The organism is Tomitella fengzijianii (assembly GCF_007559025.1).
In the GTDB taxonomy this organism is placed as follows: domain Bacteria; phylum Actinomycetota; class Actinomycetes; order Mycobacteriales; family Mycobacteriaceae; genus Tomitella; species Tomitella fengzijianii.
This window is the reverse complement of the sequence record NZ_CP041765.1, coordinates 709,383-725,385: the sequence shown is the minus strand read 5'-3', so window position 1 is coordinate 725,385 and position 16,003 is coordinate 709,383. Positions and strand designations below refer to the sequence as shown.

The window sequence follows — 16,003 nt, the reverse complement described above, 5'->3', positions numbered from 1 at the left end:
CCCACGGTTCCGATGTCGAGCGGGGAACACGATCCCCCGGGGCCTACGGCCGCCGGGCGTCGATCAGCCCTTCACCTCGATACCCATGGAACGGGCGGTGCCGGCGATGGTCTTCGCGGCGGCATCGATGTCGTTGGAGTTCAGGTCGGACTCCTTGGTCTTGGCGATCTCCTTGACCTGGTCCATGGTGACCGAGCCGACCTTGTTCTTGTGCGGCTCGCCGGAGCCCTTGGCCAGGTTGGCGGCCTTGAGCAGCAGCTTCGCGGCCGGCGGGGTCTTCAACTTGAAGTCGAAGGACCGGTCCTCGTAGACGGAGATCTCCACGGGCACCACATTGCCGCGCTGCGATTCCGTCGCCGCGTTGTAGGCCTTGCAGAACTCCATGATGTTGACGCCGTGCTGACCGAGCGCCGGACCGACGGGCGGGGCCGGGTTGGCCTGGCCTGCCTGGATCTGGAGCTTGATGAGCCCAGCGAGCTTCTTCTTCTTGGGGGGCATCTTTCGTTTCCTATCACTGCCCCCGGCTTGCGGCCGGGGCTGTCATCGATGCATGAAGGACCCGGTCAGATCTTCGAGACCTGCCCGAAGTTCAGTTCCACCGGCGTTTCACGGCCGAAGATGGACACCAGGACCTTCAGCTTCTGCTGTTCGACGTTGACCTCGCTGATGCTGGCGGGCAGCGTCGCGAAGGCCCCGTCCATGATCGTCACGGACTCGCCGATCTCGAAGTCGACCTCGACGGCCGGCCTCGTGGCCGACTCGCCGGCGGTCGACGCCGACACCTTGCCTGCCCCGGACTTCTTCTTCTCGCCCTGGGGCAGCAGGAACTTGACAACGTCCTTCAGGCTCAACGGAGACGGCTTCGAGGTGGCACCCACGAAGCCGGTGACGCCGGGGGTGTTGCGCACTGCTCCCCACGACTCGTCGTTGAGGTCCATACGGACGAGGATGTAGCCCGGCAGGATCTTCCGGTTGACCTGCTTGGGCTGGCCGTTCTTGATCTCGGTGACCTGCTCGGTCGGCACCTCCACCTGGAAGATGTAGTCGCCCACGTCGAGGTTCTGCACACGGGTCTCGAGGTTGGTCTTCACCTTGTTCTCGTACCCCGCGTAGGAGTGGATGACGTACCAGTCGCCTTCGAGACGGCGCAGTTCCCTGCGCAGCTCGCGCTCCGGGTCGACCTGCGGCTCCTCGCCGCCGTCCTCCGCCTCCGACCCCTCCGACGGCCCGGCGGCGGCCTCGCCGTCCTCGGCGGCTCCGGAACCGTCCCCCGCCGCGTCATCGTCGCCCGCGCCGTCGTCATCGCTCACGGGCGCGTCGGCCACCGTCACCGCGGCGTCGTCCGCGCCGTTCCCGGCCGGCTCCGAAGAGGCGCCGCCGTCGGAGAACAACGCGGCGCCCTCGCCGGGCGCGGACGCGCTGTCGTCGGCCTCAGGAACACCCGGCACGGCGGCCTCCGCGGCGGTCGCTGCATCGTCGGCAGGCACGCCGGGAAGTTCGACGTCCGACTGCTCGGCATCGCTTTCGTGGGTGCTCACTGGGCACTCGCTTTCTTTCAGTCTCGTCGCCTGCGTTCCGGCGGGCGGTCACATCCCCGCTCCGGCCGGCCGACGCTGTAGGCGACCTGTCCCGTTTCGCCGGCACGTCCGCGCCCTCGCCCAGGACGCCTCGCCCCACCGTACCGGTGGATCCTCACCGTCGAATACTACTGATTCAGCCGAACACCACGGATACGGCCTTGCCGAAGCCGATATCGAGCCCCGTGGTGAGTCCGATGAGAGCCACGATGAACACCAGGACGACGACCGTGTAGGTGAACCATTCCTGTTTGGTCGGCCAGATGACCTTCTTCAGCTCCGTCACGACTTCGCGCAGGAACCGGAGCATCAAGGAGAACGGATTGCGACTCTTACCCGAAGCGTCCCCCTCGGAGGAGGGCTTCTTGCGGACCTTCGGGCGAGGCACGGTGGTGACGGCGTCGGCACGGCCGCGTTTCCCGGAAGGCCGAGCGTCGCCGGAAGCCATGTCCTGCTCGTCGCTCACCGCGTTCCTCTCCTAGACCGGCACCGAAGTGTTCGGCGATGTGTTCGGCGATCGTGGGCAGGGGCGACAGGACTTGAACCTGCAACCTGCGGTTTTGGAGACCGCTGCTCTGCCAGTTGAGCTACGCCCCTTTGGCCGGCCCCGAAACACTGCTCCTCAGCCGACCAGCTGCGTGGACAAGCCTCACGCATGATCCTGCCCGCACCACTCACATGCGGCACCCGCGACCCTACCGGCCCGGCAGCCCGCCCGAAAACAGGCCAGCCGGAAACAGCACGAACGGCCGCGGGGGGAACACCGTGAGGCTTCATACCCTCGCAGAGCCTCTACTGTACTGCATGCACCCCGCCAGGCCGCAATCGAGGGATCGGGTCAGGCGAGTTGGACGGTGGCCGTGGCCCGCCCGAAGACCTTCTTTCCGGCGGATCTGGCCTGCAGCGCGACGACCACGGTGCGCGTGTCCGGATCGGCCGACTTCACCTTCCCGGTGAGCTCCACCTGCGCCTGCCCGGGGAAGGGCGGAACCAGGACGGGGCTGGTGAACCGGACGCTGACGTCGAGCATCGCACCCGGGTCGCCCACCCAATCGCACACGTAACCCGCGCCGACGCCCATCGTGAACATCCCGTGGGCGACGACGCTGTCGAGTCCGAGCCGCGCCGCGATGGCGTCGTCCCAATGCAGCGGGTTGAGGTCGCCGGACACCCCCGCATACCGCACCAGGTCCGCCCTGCCGACCGGCACCGCGCGCGGTGGCAGCGCATCCCCCACCTCGACCGATTCGAATTCCCGCCTGCCCACGCGGACCGTCATCTGCTCCGCGCTTGCCGCGTCGTGCCCGTCATCGGGGCGTCCACATCCGGTCATAGCGCTCGAACCGCCTCCATGATCTCGTCGTTCACGCCCTCGTCCGCGTCGCCGGCTTCCCGGTGCACGACCGTCGTGTAGGTCGTCAGCACGGGCTCGCCGCCGGCGTCGGCGACGACGTTCTTGGACACGATGATGTCCGCGCCCGCCATCGCGCGCACCGACTCCACGGAGACCTCGCAGTTCAGACGCGCACCCACCACCAGCGGCTTGTGGAACTCCGCGCGCTGGTCCGTCTGCATGACCCGGGCAAGATTCAGCCCGCCCAGTTCCAGGAGCCGGCGCTGCGCCAGTGCGCCGAAGATCGCGAAGAACGTGGGCGGCGCCACGAGGCCCTCGTATCCGAGATCCCGCGCCACCTGTTCATCGTGGTGCGCGGGGTGCTCGCTTTTGACGGCGAGGGCGAACTCGCGCACCTTGTCACGCGCGACCTGATAGATGTCGTCGATGTGATAGTGCGTGTCCTCGAACCCGGGCGGCAGTGCCATCGTTCTCCCCTTCTTCGGCGCGCTGAGCATCCGCGGGGGCTTCGGAGCCGTGCGCCGCAGTGCTCCGCGGATGAACGCCGCGCAGGTGATCGCCCCGAATAAGGCCGGTCCGCACATGGCAATGCGCGGCAGCGACCGAAGTCACTGCCGCGCTGGATCGCCGGGCCGGACCGGCAGCAAGCTCAGCGGGTCTCGCGGTGGACCTGGTGGCTGCCGCAGTTGGGGCAGAACTTCTTCATCTCAAGACGGTCGGGGTCATTCCGACGGTTCTTGCGAGTGATGTAGTTGCGGTGCTTGCAAACCTCGCAGGCCAGCGTGATCTTGGGACGGACGTCGGTGGCAGCCACGAGATGCCTTCCTTCGGGTCGGTCTGTGGGTGGGCTCTGGCAGCCGCGCCCCAGGGGTAATACGCCGACGGCCAGAGGCCGCGGACTTTCCATTTCGGTAGCGGTGGCCGGACTTGAACCGGCGACACAGCGATTATGAGCCGCTTGCTCTACCGACTGAGCTACACCGCCTTGCTGGACGACGCCCTGACCATTCTGCCAGGGCGTTCACCCGTGCGAGCCCCCTGACGGAATCGAACCGTCGACCTTTTCCTTACCATGGAAACGCTCTACCGACTGAGCTAAGGGGGCGTGCCTTCAACACGGGAAAGTGTAACCGGTCCATCCGGCGCGCTGAAACGCGCACCCCGATGCCGTCCGATCGGTACCGCCGCACGCCATCATGCGTGCACCGGCCACCTTCTCGCCGTCAAGCCTTCACGAGAGTACACACAGCCGACCCGCATCGCAAAATCGCTCGCCGGCGGCCTCGACCCGCCCCGCGGGCGCGCGCCGAACAGCCCTGGACCACGGCGGGCGGCGCCTCCCTCTCGGCGCCGGCAGGGCCGGACAGGAACGCGAATGCCCCTGTTCCACCGGTGGAACAGGGGCATTCGCGTTGTTGTGGCAGGTGTAGGATTCGAACCTACGTAGGCGTAAGCCGGCGGATTTACAGTCCGCTCCCATTGGCCGCTCGGGCAACCTGCCGTGCATCTCCCGGCGGAAACCACCGCCTGGCGCGATTGGCACACTACACGCACAGATCCGGGGTCGCGCAAATCGGCTGGCCACGAGCAGTCCCCGGCGATAGCGTCGGCCGGGAGCCGGCGTGGAACGCGCCCGGCGCTTCAACCGATCCTGAGGAGTAGAACCGGTGGCAGATTCGTCATTCGACGTCGTGAGCAAGGTCGACCGCCAGGAGGTGGACAACGCCCTGAACCAGGCGGCGAAGGAGCTGGCCAACCGCTACGACTTCCGCGGCACCGGCGCCCGCATCGAATGGTCGGGCGAGGAGGCGATCGTCCTGTCCGCCGAGGCCGAGGAGCGGGTCAAGGCCGCTCTCGACGTGTTCAAGGAGAAGCTGATCCGGCGCGACATCTCACTGAAGGCCTTCGACGCGGGCGAACCGCAGGCCTCCGGCAAGGCGTTCAAGATCACAGGCTCTCTGGTGCAGGGCATCGACCAGGACAAGGCCAAGAAGATCTCCAAGAAGATCCGGGACGAGGGCCCCAAGGGGGTCAAGGCCCAGATCCAGGGCGACGAACTGCGGGTGTCCGCCAAGAAGCGGGACGATCTGCAGGCGACGATCGCGCTGCTCAAGGCGAGCGACTTCGACATCGCGCTGCAGTTCGTCAACTACCGGTGATCTCCGGCCGGCGCCCGCGCAGGCGGGCGCCGGTCATTTCTCCCCCTCATCGTCGGGCGGTTCCGCCACCGGATCCGTCTCTCCGAGCAAGGCCCCGCCCGCGATCTTCTCCACATCCGGATCCGGCGCGATGGAGCCGCCCGAACGGCGCAGCCTCTTCGCCTCCGCTCGTTCTCGTCGGCGCGCTTCGATCGACGTGTCGATGGGATCGGGGGCGTGCTTGCGCACCGGCGCGGCGATCTGCGTACGCAGCGGATCGTGCCGCAGGTCCAGATAGAAGCTCACCGCCATGCCGATCATCAGCAGCATGAACGGGGTGGCCGCGAGGATCACGAACGTCTCGATGGCGTCGAGGCCGCCCACGTAGAGCAGGACGATGGCGACCGCGGCGCTCATCGCACCCCAGATGACGCTGATCACATGGCGGGGTTCGGTGATCCCGCGGGAGGACAGCATGCCGAGCACCATCGCCCCGGTGTCCGCCGCGGTGATGAAGAAGATCGCGACCAGGAGGATCGCCAGTGTGCCGATGACGGAGAACCACGGGTACTCCTGCAACAGCGAGAACAGCGCCGCCGCGGGCCCGGATCCGCCGTCCGCATTGGTCTCCTGCATCACCCGCCACAAGTCGTTCTTCTCGGTGAGCTGGGATTTCAGTCCGGCCCCTCCGAACACGGCGAACCACACCATGCCGCCGAGCGCGGGGACGATCACGACGCCGGCGACGAACTCCCGGATGGTGCGTCCCTTGGACACGCGCGCCAGGAACGTCCCCACGTGCAGCGCCCAGGACACCCACCATGCCCAGTAGAAGATCGTCCAGCTCGACAGCCAGCCGTTGAGTGCTTCGCTGCCGAACCCCGCGGTGTGGAAGGTCATGGGGATGTAGTTCCACAGGTAGTCGCCGAACGATCGCCCGAAGATGTCGAAGATGAACACCGTGGGGCCGGCGATCAGGACGAACAGCATCAACGCGAAGGCCAGAACGAGGTTGATGTTGCTGGCGTGCTTCATGCCCTTCTCGACGCCGGACACCGCTGTGATGACGAAGACCACAGTGAGGATGAGGATCGAAATGACGGCGACGTTGTTGTCCGCGTCGAGGCCGAACACGTACGACAGCCCCGCCGCGATCTCCAGGCCGGCGAGGCCCAGCGACGTCGCCGAGCCGAACTTGGTGACGACGATCGCGAAGATGTTGATCACCCTGCCGACTGCGTTCTCCGGGTCGCCGATCAGCGGGGTGAACGGCGCGGAGAGCAGGTTGCCCCGGCCCTTGCGGTAGGTGGAGTAGGCCAGCGCCAACCCGACTACGCCGTAGATCGCCCACGGCTGGATTCCCCAGTGGAAGAACGAGTACTGCATCGCCACGCGCGCGGATTCGCGGGTGCCGGCCTGCACACCGGAGTCAGGCGGGGGTTCCATCATGTGGGTGATCGGCTCGCCGACGCCCCAGAACACCAGGCCCACGCCCATTCCGGCCGCGAACATCAGCGCGATCCACGAGACCGTGGAGAACTGCGGCTTGTCCCCCGCCTGGCCGAGCGGGATGCGGCCGTACCGGCTGATCGCCAGCCACAAGGTGAAGGCGACGAAACCCGCCACCGACAGGATGAACGCCCATCCGAAATTCGAGATCACCCAGTCGAGTGCCGTGCCTGCCACGCGGCCCGTCCCGTCGGGGAAGACGGCGCCGAGGACGACGAAGACGAGGATCAGGCCCAGGGCGATCCAGAACACGACGGGATCGATGGCCTTGGGGCCTTTGGTACTGAACGGGTTGCGGGGCTCCTCGCCCTGCGCGGGCTTTCCCGCCACGGCGCCGTCGTCGTCGCTTGAACTCATGATCCCCTCTCAGGCTTCGCCGGTTCGGGTGGATTCCCGCTGTGGTGCAGGGCCGGTCAGGGCCCCCAGCCTTCGGGAAGCGGCTCCCAGAGTTCGATCCGGTCGAGACGCCCGGACAGTCCGGGCTGCCAGTCGGTGTCACCGTGCTCGGCGTTCGCCAGCCGGGCGAGCACCACGACGAGGACTTCCAGCGCGACGAGATAGCGGATGATCATCGGATCCGCACCGACGGCCCTGGCGGCGCGCTCGGCGCGGAAGACGACGGTGCGGGCATGGTGCAACGACGCGCCCGTGTGCGTGCCGCCCGGCAGCGCCGCGACGACGGCGGGCTCGAGCATCGCCTCGTAGTGCTCGACGGCACGGTCGACACGCTCGACGTAGACATCGCGCAGCTCCACCGGCGGCTCGTCGCCGCGCACTCCGGCCCGCACGACAGCGGAGATGTCATAAAGGTCGTTCTGCAACCGTGCAAGCAGCCGCACCACGCTGAATGGCAGGGTGGCGCCGGTGGACACGGCGACGCCCAGCACCGCCGCCGCTTCCTCGCAACCGCCGGCGAGCATCAGTCGGGTATCGACCGGATCCGCCGGCGCACGCACGGGCTGTGACACGTCCGATGAGGGCATGCCCGCATCGTAAGAGCGTGCGCAGCCTTATTCAGGTCGCATCGGAATAGACACTGGTGAAAAGCCCTGCCGTAGAAGCAGCGGGGCCGCGGGTTTCAGGCTCCCGGCCCGCCTGCCATCGACTCGAGACGACGGATGCGGTCCGCCATGGGCGGGTGCGTCGAGAACATGTGCTGCATGCGGTCCCCGGCCCGGAACGGGTTCGCGATCATCATGTGCGACTGGGCCGCCAGCTTGGGGTCGGGCGGCAGCGGCGCGGCCTGCGTTCCGGACTCCAGTTTGCGCAACGCGGACGCGAGCGCGAGCGGGTCGCCGGAGAGCTCGGCGCCGGACTCGTCGGCCTGGTACTCGCGGGAACGGGACACCGCCATCTTGATCAGACCGGCCGCAATGGGGCCCAGCATGGCCACCAGCAGTAGCGCCAGCGGGTTCGACCGCTCCTCGCGGCCGCCGCCGAACATCCCGGCGAACATCGCCATGTTCGCCAGCCCGGTCACCACCGCGGCGAGCGCGCCCGCGACCGAGGAGATCAGGATGTCCCGGTTGTACACGTGCGACAGCTCGTGCCCCAGCACCCCGCGCAGCTCCCGCTCGTCGAGCAGTCGCAGGATCCCCTGCGTGCAGCACACCGCGGCGTTCTGCGGATTGCGGCCTGTGGCGAAGGCGTTCGGCGCGTTGGTGGGACTGACGTACAACCGCGGCATGGGCTTGTGCGCGCGGGTGGCGAGCTCCCGCACGATCCGGTACATCTCCGGCTGCTCCACCTCGGTGACCGGGTAGGCGTGCATCGAACGCAGCGCGAGCTTGGCGCTGTTGAAGTACACGTAGGCATTCATCCCCACCGCGAGCACGATCGCGATGATCAACGCGGTCCTGCCGAACACCCCGCCGATCACCACGATCAGCGCGGACATCCCGCCCAGCAGCAGCGCGGTCTTGAGACCGTTCGAGTGAGAGTGCACGTTCTGCCCTTTCGCAGCCTTACACCCGTTCAACGCATCCCGCGCCGCGACGGTTCCCTGCGGCCTCGGTGAGATGCGCGACCTAGCCGACCCGCGCCGTGGTGTAGTCGACCAGCGACGACAGCGCCCGGTTGGCGGGCCCGTCCGGCAGCGTCGCGAGCTCCGCGCGGGCATGCCGGGCGTAGTCGGCGAGTGTCGCCTTCGCCCGGGCCATGCCGTCCGATCCGGAGAGGAGCTCGAGCGCCTCCGACAGCGTCGCATCGTCGGCGACGGGCCTGTCGAGGAGCACGCGCAGGCGCGCGGCATCCGGACCGTCACCGGCCAGCGCGTACAGCACCGGGAGGGTGTGCACGCCCTCGCGCAGATCCGTGCCCGGCGTCTTTCCGGACTGGTCGGACGCCGAGGTGATGTCGATGATGTCGTCGGAGATCTGGAATGCCATTCCGACGGCCGCCCCCAGCCGGTGCAGCGTCGCGCACCGGTCCTCGTCCGCATTCGAGAATCGCCCCCCGAAGGTGCCGGCCGCGGCGATCAGCGAGCCGGTCTTCTCACCGATGACGTCGAGGTAATGGCGGACGGGGTCGGAGCGGCGGGCGCCGACGGTCTCGCGCATCTGCCCGGTCACCAGGGCGGCGAAAGTGCGCGCGATCATCTCCACCGCCGACGGCCCCAGGGTGGACACCAGGCGCGAAGCCTGCGCGAACAGGTAATCGCCGGACAGGATCGCGACCGAGTTGGACCACTTGGAGTTCGCGCTCTCCGCGCCGCGACGCATCGCCGCCTCGTCCATGACGTCGTCGTGATAGAGCGTGGCCAGGTGGACCATCTCGAGCACCACCGCCGACGTGACGACGTCCGCGTTGTCCGGATCGGGACCGAACTCGCTGCTCAACAGCGTGAAAAGCGGCCGGAACCGCTTGCCGCCCGCCGCCGCGAGGTGCAGCACGGGCTCGGTGAGGAAGTCCTCGCCGACGGAGAGCTCGCCCACCAGAAGCCGCTCCGACTCCGCCATCCGGGCGCGGATCCGCGCGGCGAAGTCCGGATCAGCCAGATCCACGCCGGCGACGATGGTGTCCGTGGACGCATCCGTGCTCACGATCCTGATACCTGTCCTGTCTCGATGTCGTCGGGCGCCGACCACCCCAGGTGACCGTACCCGGTACGCCCCGTCCGGCCCCTTACGCAGTGCACTTGCCAGGCCGGCGGCGCACTCCCCGCCGCGTCGCGCGGTCCGACGGAGCCGCGACGCCCGGCGCGGGAGCGCCGTTGCATAGTAGCCTCGCACACCCGCCGGGCCGTGGCCGCGCTCCGCGCGGTCGGCGCCGGGCCGGACGCGGCTGCCAAGATGGTCGTGTGCACACCTCTGCCAGCCGGGACAGCCGGCACCCGACCCCCAGCGCCTCCGCCGAGGCCGAGGTGCTCGTCGTCGGCGCGGGCCCCGCGGGTTCGGCGGCGGCCACGTGGGCCGCGCGTGCCGGATACGACGTACTGCTGCTCGACGCCGCGCGGTTCCCGCGTGACAAGACCTGCGGCGACGGCCTCACCCCCCGGGCGCTCGGCGAGCTCGACCGGCTCGGGCTCGGCGGCTGGGCCCGCGCGCAGGCCGTCAACAAGGGCCTGCGGTTGAAGGGCTTCGGTCGTCAGCTCGAGATGCCTTGGCCCGGTGGCGCATTCCCCTCCGAAGGCAGCGCGGTCCCACGCTCCGTCCTCGACGACCGGATCCGCGCGGGCGCGGTCGACGCCGGCGCCAGGATGCTCGACGGCGCGCGGGTCATCGGGGTCGACCGCGCGACGGACGGCCGCGTCCGGTCGGTCCGGGTGCGGGAGTCCGCCCCGCCCGGCGGCCCGCGGACCTCCGAGTTCGACGTGCGCTGCCGCACGCTGATCGTCGCCGACGGCGTGCGCTCGCCGGTCGGCAGGATGCTGGGGCGCCGCTGGCATCGCGACACCGCGTACGGCGTCGCCGCGCGCGCCTACATCGACTCCGGCCGGCACGACGATCCGTGGATCTCCTCGCACCTCGAACTGCGCGATCCGGACGGCTCCCTGCTCTCCGGCTACGGGTGGCTGTTCCCGCTCGGCGACGGGCGCGTCAACATCGGCGTCGGAACGCTCGCCACCGCCGCCCGCCCGGCGCAGGGCGCGCTCCGTCCGCTGCTGGACCACTATGTGCGGTGCCGGCGCGAAGACTGGGACCTGCACGGGGATCCCGCCGCGCCGGCATCGGCACTGTTGCCGATGGGCGGGGCGGTCTCCGGCGTGGCGGGCCCCAATTGGGCCCTGGTCGGCGACGCGGCCGCCTGCGTGAACCCCCTCAACGGCGAGGGCATCGACTACGGCCTCGAGGGCGGCCGGCTGATGGTGGACCTCCTGGGCGGCGGGGATTCCGGCGGCGGGCTCACCCGCGCCTGGCCGGCGTTGCTCACCGCCCACTACGGCGACGCGTTCTCGATCGCCCGCCGCCTCGCGGGACTGCTGACGGTGCCCCGCGTGCTCCCCGCCGGCGGGCCGGTGGCGATGCGCTCGCGGCGCTTGATGGAGGTGGCGGTACGCGTGATGGGCAACCTCGTGACCGACGAGGACGCCGACGTGATCGCCCGCGCGTGGCGCGGCGCGGGGCGTGCATCAGCGCGTACGGATCAGCGCGCGCCCTTCGCCGGTTGACGCGCGTCACCCCCGGCGCACGGCCCGATGCAGTGCGGTGATGCCCCCTGTCAGGTTCCGCCACTCCGTACCCGACCATCCGGTCGCGTCGATCCGCTGCGCGAGCCCGCGCTGATCGGGCCAGGCGCGGATCGACTCCGCCAGGTACACGTAGGCGTCGGGATTGGACGAGACGGCTTCGGCCACCTGCGGAAGCGCCTTCATCAAGTACTCCATGTAGACCGTGCGGAACGGGCCGAACACCGGGGTGGAGAATTCGCACACCACCAGTCGCCCGCCGGGACGGGTCACGCGCGCCATCTCCGCGAGGGCGGCGTCGGTGTCGGCGACGTTGCGGAGCCCGAAGGAGATCGTCACCGCATCGAACGACGCGTCGGCGTACGGCAGGTGCAGCGCATCACCGGCCACCTTCGGCACCGCGCGCCCGCGCCCGGCGGTCAGCATCCCCTGCGAGAAGTCCGTGGCCACGCACCATGCGCCGGACCGGGCCAGTTCGACCGTCGACACCGCGGTGCCGGCGGCGAGGTCGAGCACCCTCTCCCCCGGCCGCAGGCCCAGAGCACGCCGGGTGGCCTGGCGCCACGACCTGTCCAGACCGAACGACAACACGGTGTTGGTCAGGTCGTATCGGCGGGCCACCCCGTCGAACATCGACGCGACCTCGCGCGGATCCTTCTGCAGTGATGCCCTGTTCACCCGTGTGACGCTACCTGGCGCCGCTCGGCCTGCCGCCGCGACCGCAGCCGCAGCACCAGCAGCGTCGCTCCGGCCGCGAGCCACGTGCAGAGGACCACCGATCCCACCGGCACCACGGCGACGGCGGCATCGCGCCCCTTGACCCGCACCATGTCGGGATCTCCCCTGTCGTACTCCACTTCGATGAACTGTCCCTGCGTCAGCCCCGTGGGATACAGCACCCCGGTCGGCGGGTTGTGCGTGACCCCGTCGGGGGTGGCGAAGCTGATCGACGAACGCAGATGCCCGGCGGAGAGGACCTCGGCCGAGGCTGTTCCCATGTCCGATTCGATGGCCCTGTCGGTGCGCCAGCAGGCCAGCAGGAGCACGATCCCGAGCACCGTCACCACGACCGCGACGCCGATGACGATCCGGCGGCCTGCTCGCCGCGTGATCTTCGGCCAGCGCATCGCCGGTGCGGCGGGCCCCGTCACGACACCCGGCCGCGCAGGGCCTCGTGCAGTCCGCGTAGGCCCTCGCGGTGCGTGGTCACCTCGATCACCTCGATGCCGCCGGGCCGCCGACCGGTTTCCGCGAGGATCCCGGCCAGCTCCGGGGGGTCGGCCTTGCGGTGCGTCACGCCGTACGCGGCGCACAACGCGGCCAGATTCGCGTCGTGGGGCGTGCCGAACACCCGCTCGAAAGCGTCCGAGTAGCGCGGTTCCCCCTGCTCGAGCAGCGCGAAGATCCCGCCGCCCTCGTCGTTGGCCACCACGATCGTGAGTTCGTCCGGCCGCGGCTCGGAACGACCTATGAGCAGACCACTCGCGTCGTGCAGGAACGTGAGGTCGCCCAGCAGCGCCACCGTGCGCCCCGGGTGCGCCAAGGCCGCGCCCACCGCCGTCGACACCGTCCCGTCGATTCCCGCGACGCCCCGGTTGGAACGCACCGCGACCCCGTCCGGGATGCGTCCGGCCAGCGACACGTCGCGCACCGGATTGGACGCGCCCAGCACCAGTTGATCGCCGGCGCGCAGTCCCCGCAGCACCGCGCGTGCCACGTGCAGCCCGGTCGCCGGGACATGCTCGTCGAGGCCGTCGTCGATGGCGGCGCGCGCACGCCGATCCGCCTCCGCGCACGCCCGCAGCCACTCCTCGGACGGGGCGCCGGCGACGTCCGGAGTCGTGCCCGTGAGCACCACATTGCCCGACACGTCCGGCCAGCGCGGGCCCGTCGTCAAGGCGATGACGTCGACGTCCGGCCGCGCCAGCAGCGCCGACACCGGCCGGTGCAGCGTGGGCCGGCCCAGGATCACCGCCTGCCGCGGCCGGACGGACAGCAGCGCCCACGGATGCGTGGGGACTCCCCGCTGCCGCGACGTGGGCTCGGCGATGGTGGGCAGTCCGTCCAGTTCGGGATGGTGCCCCGCGCCGTGGCCCGCGATGACGACGGTGTCCGCGGTGAGGTCCAGCGGCACCCGCACCTCGGTCGCCGCCTGCGGGACCCGGGTCCACGGCGCACCGTCCGCCCGGCCGGGATGTGCGGCCGCGAGCGCGTCCCCGCCGACCGTGCCCCCGCCGAATGCATCCTGGTCTTCCTGCCCGTCCGTCCAGTCGGCCTCCGGCACCAAGGGCTCGCGCAGCGGGACGTCGAACTGCACGGGGCCGGCCAACCGCGACCGCGTTCCCGAGGCTTCCGCCAGCACCCGGCACACCACCGTGCGCCACGCGGCGTTCTGCCGGGACGAGTCCGCACCCGGCGACTCCGGCTCGGCGAGGCCGATGCTGATGGCCGCGCGCACCTGCGTGCCGAACAGCCCGAACTGTTCCACCGTCTGATTGGCGCCGCTGCCCAGCAGCTCGTACGGGCGGTTGGCGCTGAGCACCACCAGCGGCACGCGCGCGTAGTTCGCCTCCAGAACCGCGGGGCCCAGGTTCGCGACGGCGGTCCCCGAGGTCATCACGACGACCGCGGGGCGCCCCGATGCCACGGCCAACCCCACGGCCAGGAACCCGGCCGTGCGCTCGTCGATGCGGACGTGCAACCGCACCCGACCCGCCGTCGCCGCCTTGTACAGCGCGAACGACAGCGGCGCGTTGCGGGAGCCGGGGCAGAGCACGATGTCGCTCACCCCGCCGCGCACCAGCTCATCGACGATGACGGCAGCCTGCGCCGTGGACGGATTCACATGTTCCAGGGTCCCACGAGGCCGGCGGGCGGACGCGCCCGGAGCCCCCGGCGTATCTCGCGGATCACGGACGGCCGCGGCGCGGGTCAGCTGCGCCCCTTCTCGATGTCGACCATCGCCTGCAGGTCGGTCACCTTCACGCGGGGCCGTCCGGCCTCCTTGCCCGCCGCCTTCTCCGCCTGGTCCAGCAACCGCCATTCATCGAACCCGACGGCGTCCGGGCGCCGCCCGGCGAGCAGCTTGTCCAGCGCCTCGCGGCTCTCCACTGGCCGTCCCGCCAGACCGGCCTTGACGTCCTCGGCCAGCTTTTCGACCGTCTCCCCGGCGCACTTCTTGTTGGTGCCGAGCGTGCCGGTGGGTCCGCGCTTGATCCAGCCGGTCACGTAGACCCCCTGGACCGGCCCGCCGCCGTCCGGGTCGACCACCCGTCCGGCCTCGTTGGGGATCACGCCACGGCGTTCGTCGAACGGCAGTCCCGCCACGGGCGTGCCCCGGTACCCGATGGACCGCAGCACCAGACCGGTCTCCAGCGTGGAGGTCGCGCCGGTGGACTGCGCACGGAGCCTGCCGGATTCGTCGGCGACCAGCTCGTTGCGCACCACGTCGACGCGCTCCACGCGCCCGTCGCCCTCGATCGAGGCCGGCGAGCCGAGGAACTGCAACACGATGCGCTTGCGCGACGGGTCGGGCGTGCGGGAGGCGTACTCGCGCAGCCACTCGATCTTGCGGGGAACGGGGAACGGGCACTCATCCGATGCGAGGAACGCGGCACTGTGCTCGTCCAGTTCCAGGTCGGCCGGGTCCACCACGATGTCCACTCCGGGCACGTCGTCGAGCCCCATCAGCTCCTTGCTGGTGAACGCCGCCTGCACCGGGCCGCGCCGCCCCAGCACGACGACCTCGCGGATGTTGCTCTCCCGCAGCGCGGCCAGGGCGTGGTCCGCGATGTCGGTCCCGCCCAGCTCGTCGGGATCGGTCACCAGCACCCGCGCCACGTCGAGGGCCACGTTGCCGTTGCCGATCACCACCGCGCGCTCGCCGGACAGGTCGTAGACGTCGTCGGCATGGTCCGGGTGGCCGTTGTACCAGGCCACGAAGCCGGTCGCGGAGACGCTGCCGGGCAGATCCTCGCCCTCGACGCCCAGATGCCGGTCGGTGGAGGCGCCCACCGCGTAGATCACCGCGTGGTGGTGGGCCAGCAGCTCCTCGTGGCTGATGTGAGTGCCCACCTCCACGTTGAGATGGGCGGCGATCGTCGGCTTGCGCACGATCGTCTCGAAAGTGTCGGTGATGATGCGCGTGCCCTGATGGTCCGGCGCCACGCCGGCGCGCGCCAGGCCCCAGGGCGAGGGCAGGCGGTCGAAGATGTCGACCTCCACCGACCGCCCGCCCTGGGTGACCACGGCCTCGGCCGCATACGTGGCGGCGGGCCCGGCCCCCACCACCGCGACCCGCAGCGGCGCCTGATCCTTGGGGACGACGATCGGCGACGGCGGGACGAAGGAATCCCAATCCACCACCAGCGGATGCTTGTCGAAGTACTCCGCATTGATCTGCGTGTACTTGGCGTTCTCCTCGCTGAGCTGATCCTCCGGGAAGATCGCATCCACCGGGCAGGCGTCCACGCACGCGCCGCAGTCGATGCACGTGGCGGGCTCGATGTAGAGCTGCTCGGTGGTGGCGAACAGCTCGTCGTCGGCCGTGGGCCGGATGCAGTCGACGGGGCAGACGTCGACGCACGCCGTGTCGTTGCAACACGCTTGAGTGATCACATAGGTCATGACTGTCCTCACGTTCGCGTTCCCTGCGCAGCGACCGCCGCGCGCGCCGCGCAGCCGGATCACCGCCCGCTCGGCACAGTATGTTCCGGCGCGCCTCGGCGAGAGTTGCAAGCCTTCGCGCCGCGGCGTCGACCCCATCATAACTAGAACAGGTTCACTCGTTCTAGCGGTC

General features: G+C 69.9%; 16 protein-coding genes and 4 tRNA genes. 2 read left to right on the top strand and 18 right to left on the bottom strand.

All coding sequences use genetic code 11. From position 1 onward, the window contains the following. Positions 1-63: 63 nt before the first annotated feature. From rplK to FO059_RS03295, 10 genes are all read right to left on the bottom strand, one after another. Positions 64-498, bottom strand: coding sequence for a 50S ribosomal protein L11 (gene rplK / locus FO059_RS03340; RefSeq protein WP_143906333.1), 435 nt, complete (start codon positions 496-498; stop codon positions 64-66). Positions 499-563: 65 nt separating this feature from the next. Next, a complete protein-coding gene (gene nusG, locus FO059_RS03335; RefSeq protein ID WP_372497867.1) occupies positions 564-1,538 on the bottom strand; it encodes a transcription termination/antitermination protein NusG in 975 nt (324 codons plus the stop codon). Positions 1,539-1,713: 175 nt separating this feature from the next. Beyond that, on the bottom strand, positions 1,714-2,043 hold the full coding sequence (gene secE / locus FO059_RS03330; RefSeq protein ID WP_143906331.1) for a preprotein translocase subunit SecE: 330 nt from the start codon (positions 2,041-2,043) through the stop codon (positions 1,714-1,716). Between the two features lie 58 nt (positions 2,044-2,101). After that, positions 2,102-2,174 (bottom strand) — tRNA-Trp (locus tag FO059_RS03325). Positions 2,175-2,415: 241 nt separating this feature from the next. Beyond that, positions 2,416-2,844, bottom strand: coding sequence for a MaoC/PaaZ C-terminal domain-containing protein (locus FO059_RS03320; protein ID WP_143910398.1), 429 nt, complete (start codon positions 2,842-2,844; stop codon positions 2,416-2,418). A gap of 62 nt (positions 2,845-2,906) precedes the next feature. After that, complete coding sequence (hadA, locus tag FO059_RS03315; RefSeq protein ID WP_143906330.1) at positions 2,907-3,398, bottom strand: (3R)-hydroxyacyl-ACP dehydratase subunit HadA; 492 nt, start codon at positions 3,396-3,398, stop codon at positions 2,907-2,909. 182 nt (positions 3,399-3,580) lie between these two features. Continuing rightward, complete coding sequence (gene rpmG, locus FO059_RS18300; RefSeq protein WP_158726652.1) at positions 3,581-3,745, bottom strand: 50S ribosomal protein L33; 165 nt, start codon at positions 3,743-3,745, stop codon at positions 3,581-3,583. A 98-nt stretch (positions 3,746-3,843) separates the two neighbouring features. Then, positions 3,844-3,916: transfer RNA gene (locus FO059_RS03305), tRNA-Met, on the bottom strand. A 47-nt stretch (positions 3,917-3,963) separates the two neighbouring features. Continuing rightward, positions 3,964-4,036 (bottom strand) — tRNA-Thr (locus FO059_RS03300). A gap of 313 nt (positions 4,037-4,349) precedes the next feature. Then, positions 4,350-4,432: transfer RNA gene (locus FO059_RS03295), tRNA-Tyr, on the bottom strand. 166 nt (positions 4,433-4,598) lie between these two features. Between FO059_RS03295 and FO059_RS03290 the strand changes: the two genes are divergently transcribed. Next, a complete protein-coding gene (locus FO059_RS03290; protein WP_143906325.1) occupies positions 4,599-5,090 on the top strand; it encodes a YajQ family cyclic di-GMP-binding protein in 492 nt (163 codons plus the stop codon). Between the two features lie 33 nt (positions 5,091-5,123). Here FO059_RS03290 and FO059_RS03285 read toward each other — a convergent pair whose 3' ends face one another. The 4 genes from FO059_RS03285 to FO059_RS03270 all read right to left on the bottom strand — a co-directional run bounded on the left by FO059_RS03285 (position 5,124) and on the right by FO059_RS03270 (position 9,622). Continuing rightward, on the bottom strand, positions 5,124-6,935 hold the full coding sequence (locus FO059_RS03285; RefSeq protein ID WP_143906323.1) for a BCCT family transporter: 1,812 nt from the start codon (positions 6,933-6,935) through the stop codon (positions 5,124-5,126). 56 nt (positions 6,936-6,991) lie between these two features. Continuing rightward, positions 6,992-7,561: an ATP:cob(I)alamin adenosyltransferase gene (locus FO059_RS03280; RefSeq protein WP_143906321.1), complete on the bottom strand. Its 570-nt coding sequence runs from the start codon at positions 7,559-7,561 to the stop codon at positions 6,992-6,994. A gap of 95 nt (positions 7,562-7,656) precedes the next feature. Continuing rightward, positions 7,657-8,523 (bottom strand): zinc metalloprotease HtpX, encoded by an 867-nt coding sequence (gene htpX / locus FO059_RS03275; protein WP_268892890.1) that lies wholly within the window; start codon positions 8,521-8,523, stop codon positions 7,657-7,659. Between the two features lie 82 nt (positions 8,524-8,605). Beyond that, positions 8,606-9,622, bottom strand: coding sequence for a polyprenyl synthetase family protein (locus FO059_RS03270; protein ID WP_233267008.1), 1,017 nt, complete (start codon positions 9,620-9,622; stop codon positions 8,606-8,608). A 254-nt stretch (positions 9,623-9,876) separates the two neighbouring features. Here FO059_RS03270 and FO059_RS03265 point away from each other — a divergent pair, with 254 nt between their 5' ends. Further along, positions 9,877-11,187: a geranylgeranyl reductase family protein gene (locus tag FO059_RS03265; protein ID WP_143906317.1), complete on the top strand. Its 1,311-nt coding sequence runs from the start codon at positions 9,877-9,879 to the stop codon at positions 11,185-11,187. A gap of 6 nt (positions 11,188-11,193) precedes the next feature. Here FO059_RS03265 and FO059_RS03260 read toward each other — a convergent pair whose 3' ends face one another. The 4 genes from FO059_RS03260 to FO059_RS03245 form a co-directional block, all read right to left on the bottom strand. Then, a complete protein-coding gene (locus FO059_RS03260; protein ID WP_268892891.1) occupies positions 11,194-11,883 on the bottom strand; it encodes a demethylmenaquinone methyltransferase in 690 nt (229 codons plus the stop codon). Next, on the bottom strand, positions 11,880-12,332 hold the full coding sequence (locus FO059_RS03255; protein WP_143910396.1) for a DUF3592 domain-containing protein: 453 nt from the start codon (positions 12,330-12,332) through the stop codon (positions 11,880-11,882). Before FO059_RS03255 ends, FO059_RS03260 begins: the two co-directional genes overlap by 4 nt. 20 nt (positions 12,333-12,352) lie before the next feature. Continuing rightward, entirely contained in the window at positions 12,353-14,050 is a 1,698-nt protein-coding gene (gene menD / locus FO059_RS03250) for a 2-succinyl-5-enolpyruvyl-6-hydroxy-3-cyclohexene-1-carboxylic-acid synthase (protein ID WP_143906313.1), read from the bottom strand. Positions 14,051-14,136: 86 nt separating this feature from the next. After that, complete coding sequence (locus tag FO059_RS03245; RefSeq protein ID WP_143906311.1) at positions 14,137-15,831, bottom strand: 4Fe-4S binding protein; 1,695 nt, start codon at positions 15,829-15,831, stop codon at positions 14,137-14,139. Between the last annotated feature and the right edge of the window lie 172 nt (positions 15,832-16,003).

Excerpts from the sequence above, each read along its gene's own strand:
- rplK (WP_143906333.1), bottom strand. The coding sequence starts at position 498 with ATGCCCCCCAAGAAGAAGAAGCTCGCTGGGCTCATCAAGCTCCAGATC.
- hadA (WP_143906330.1), bottom strand. The coding sequence starts at position 3,398 with ATGGCACTGCCGCCCGGGTTCGAGGACACGCACTATCACATCGACGAC.
- FO059_RS03285 (WP_143906323.1), bottom strand. The coding sequence starts at position 6,935 with ATGAGTTCAAGCGACGACGACGGCGCCGTGGCGGGAAAGCCCGCGCAG.
- FO059_RS03280 (WP_143906321.1), bottom strand. The coding sequence starts at position 7,561 with ATGCCCTCATCGGACGTGTCACAGCCCGTGCGTGCGCCGGCGGATCCG.
- FO059_RS03255 (WP_143910396.1), bottom strand. The coding sequence starts at position 12,332 with ATGCGCTGGCCGAAGATCACGCGGCGAGCAGGCCGCCGGATCGTCATC.
- FO059_RS03245 (WP_143906311.1), bottom strand. The coding sequence starts at position 15,831 with ATGACCTATGTGATCACTCAAGCGTGTTGCAACGACACGGCGTGCGTC.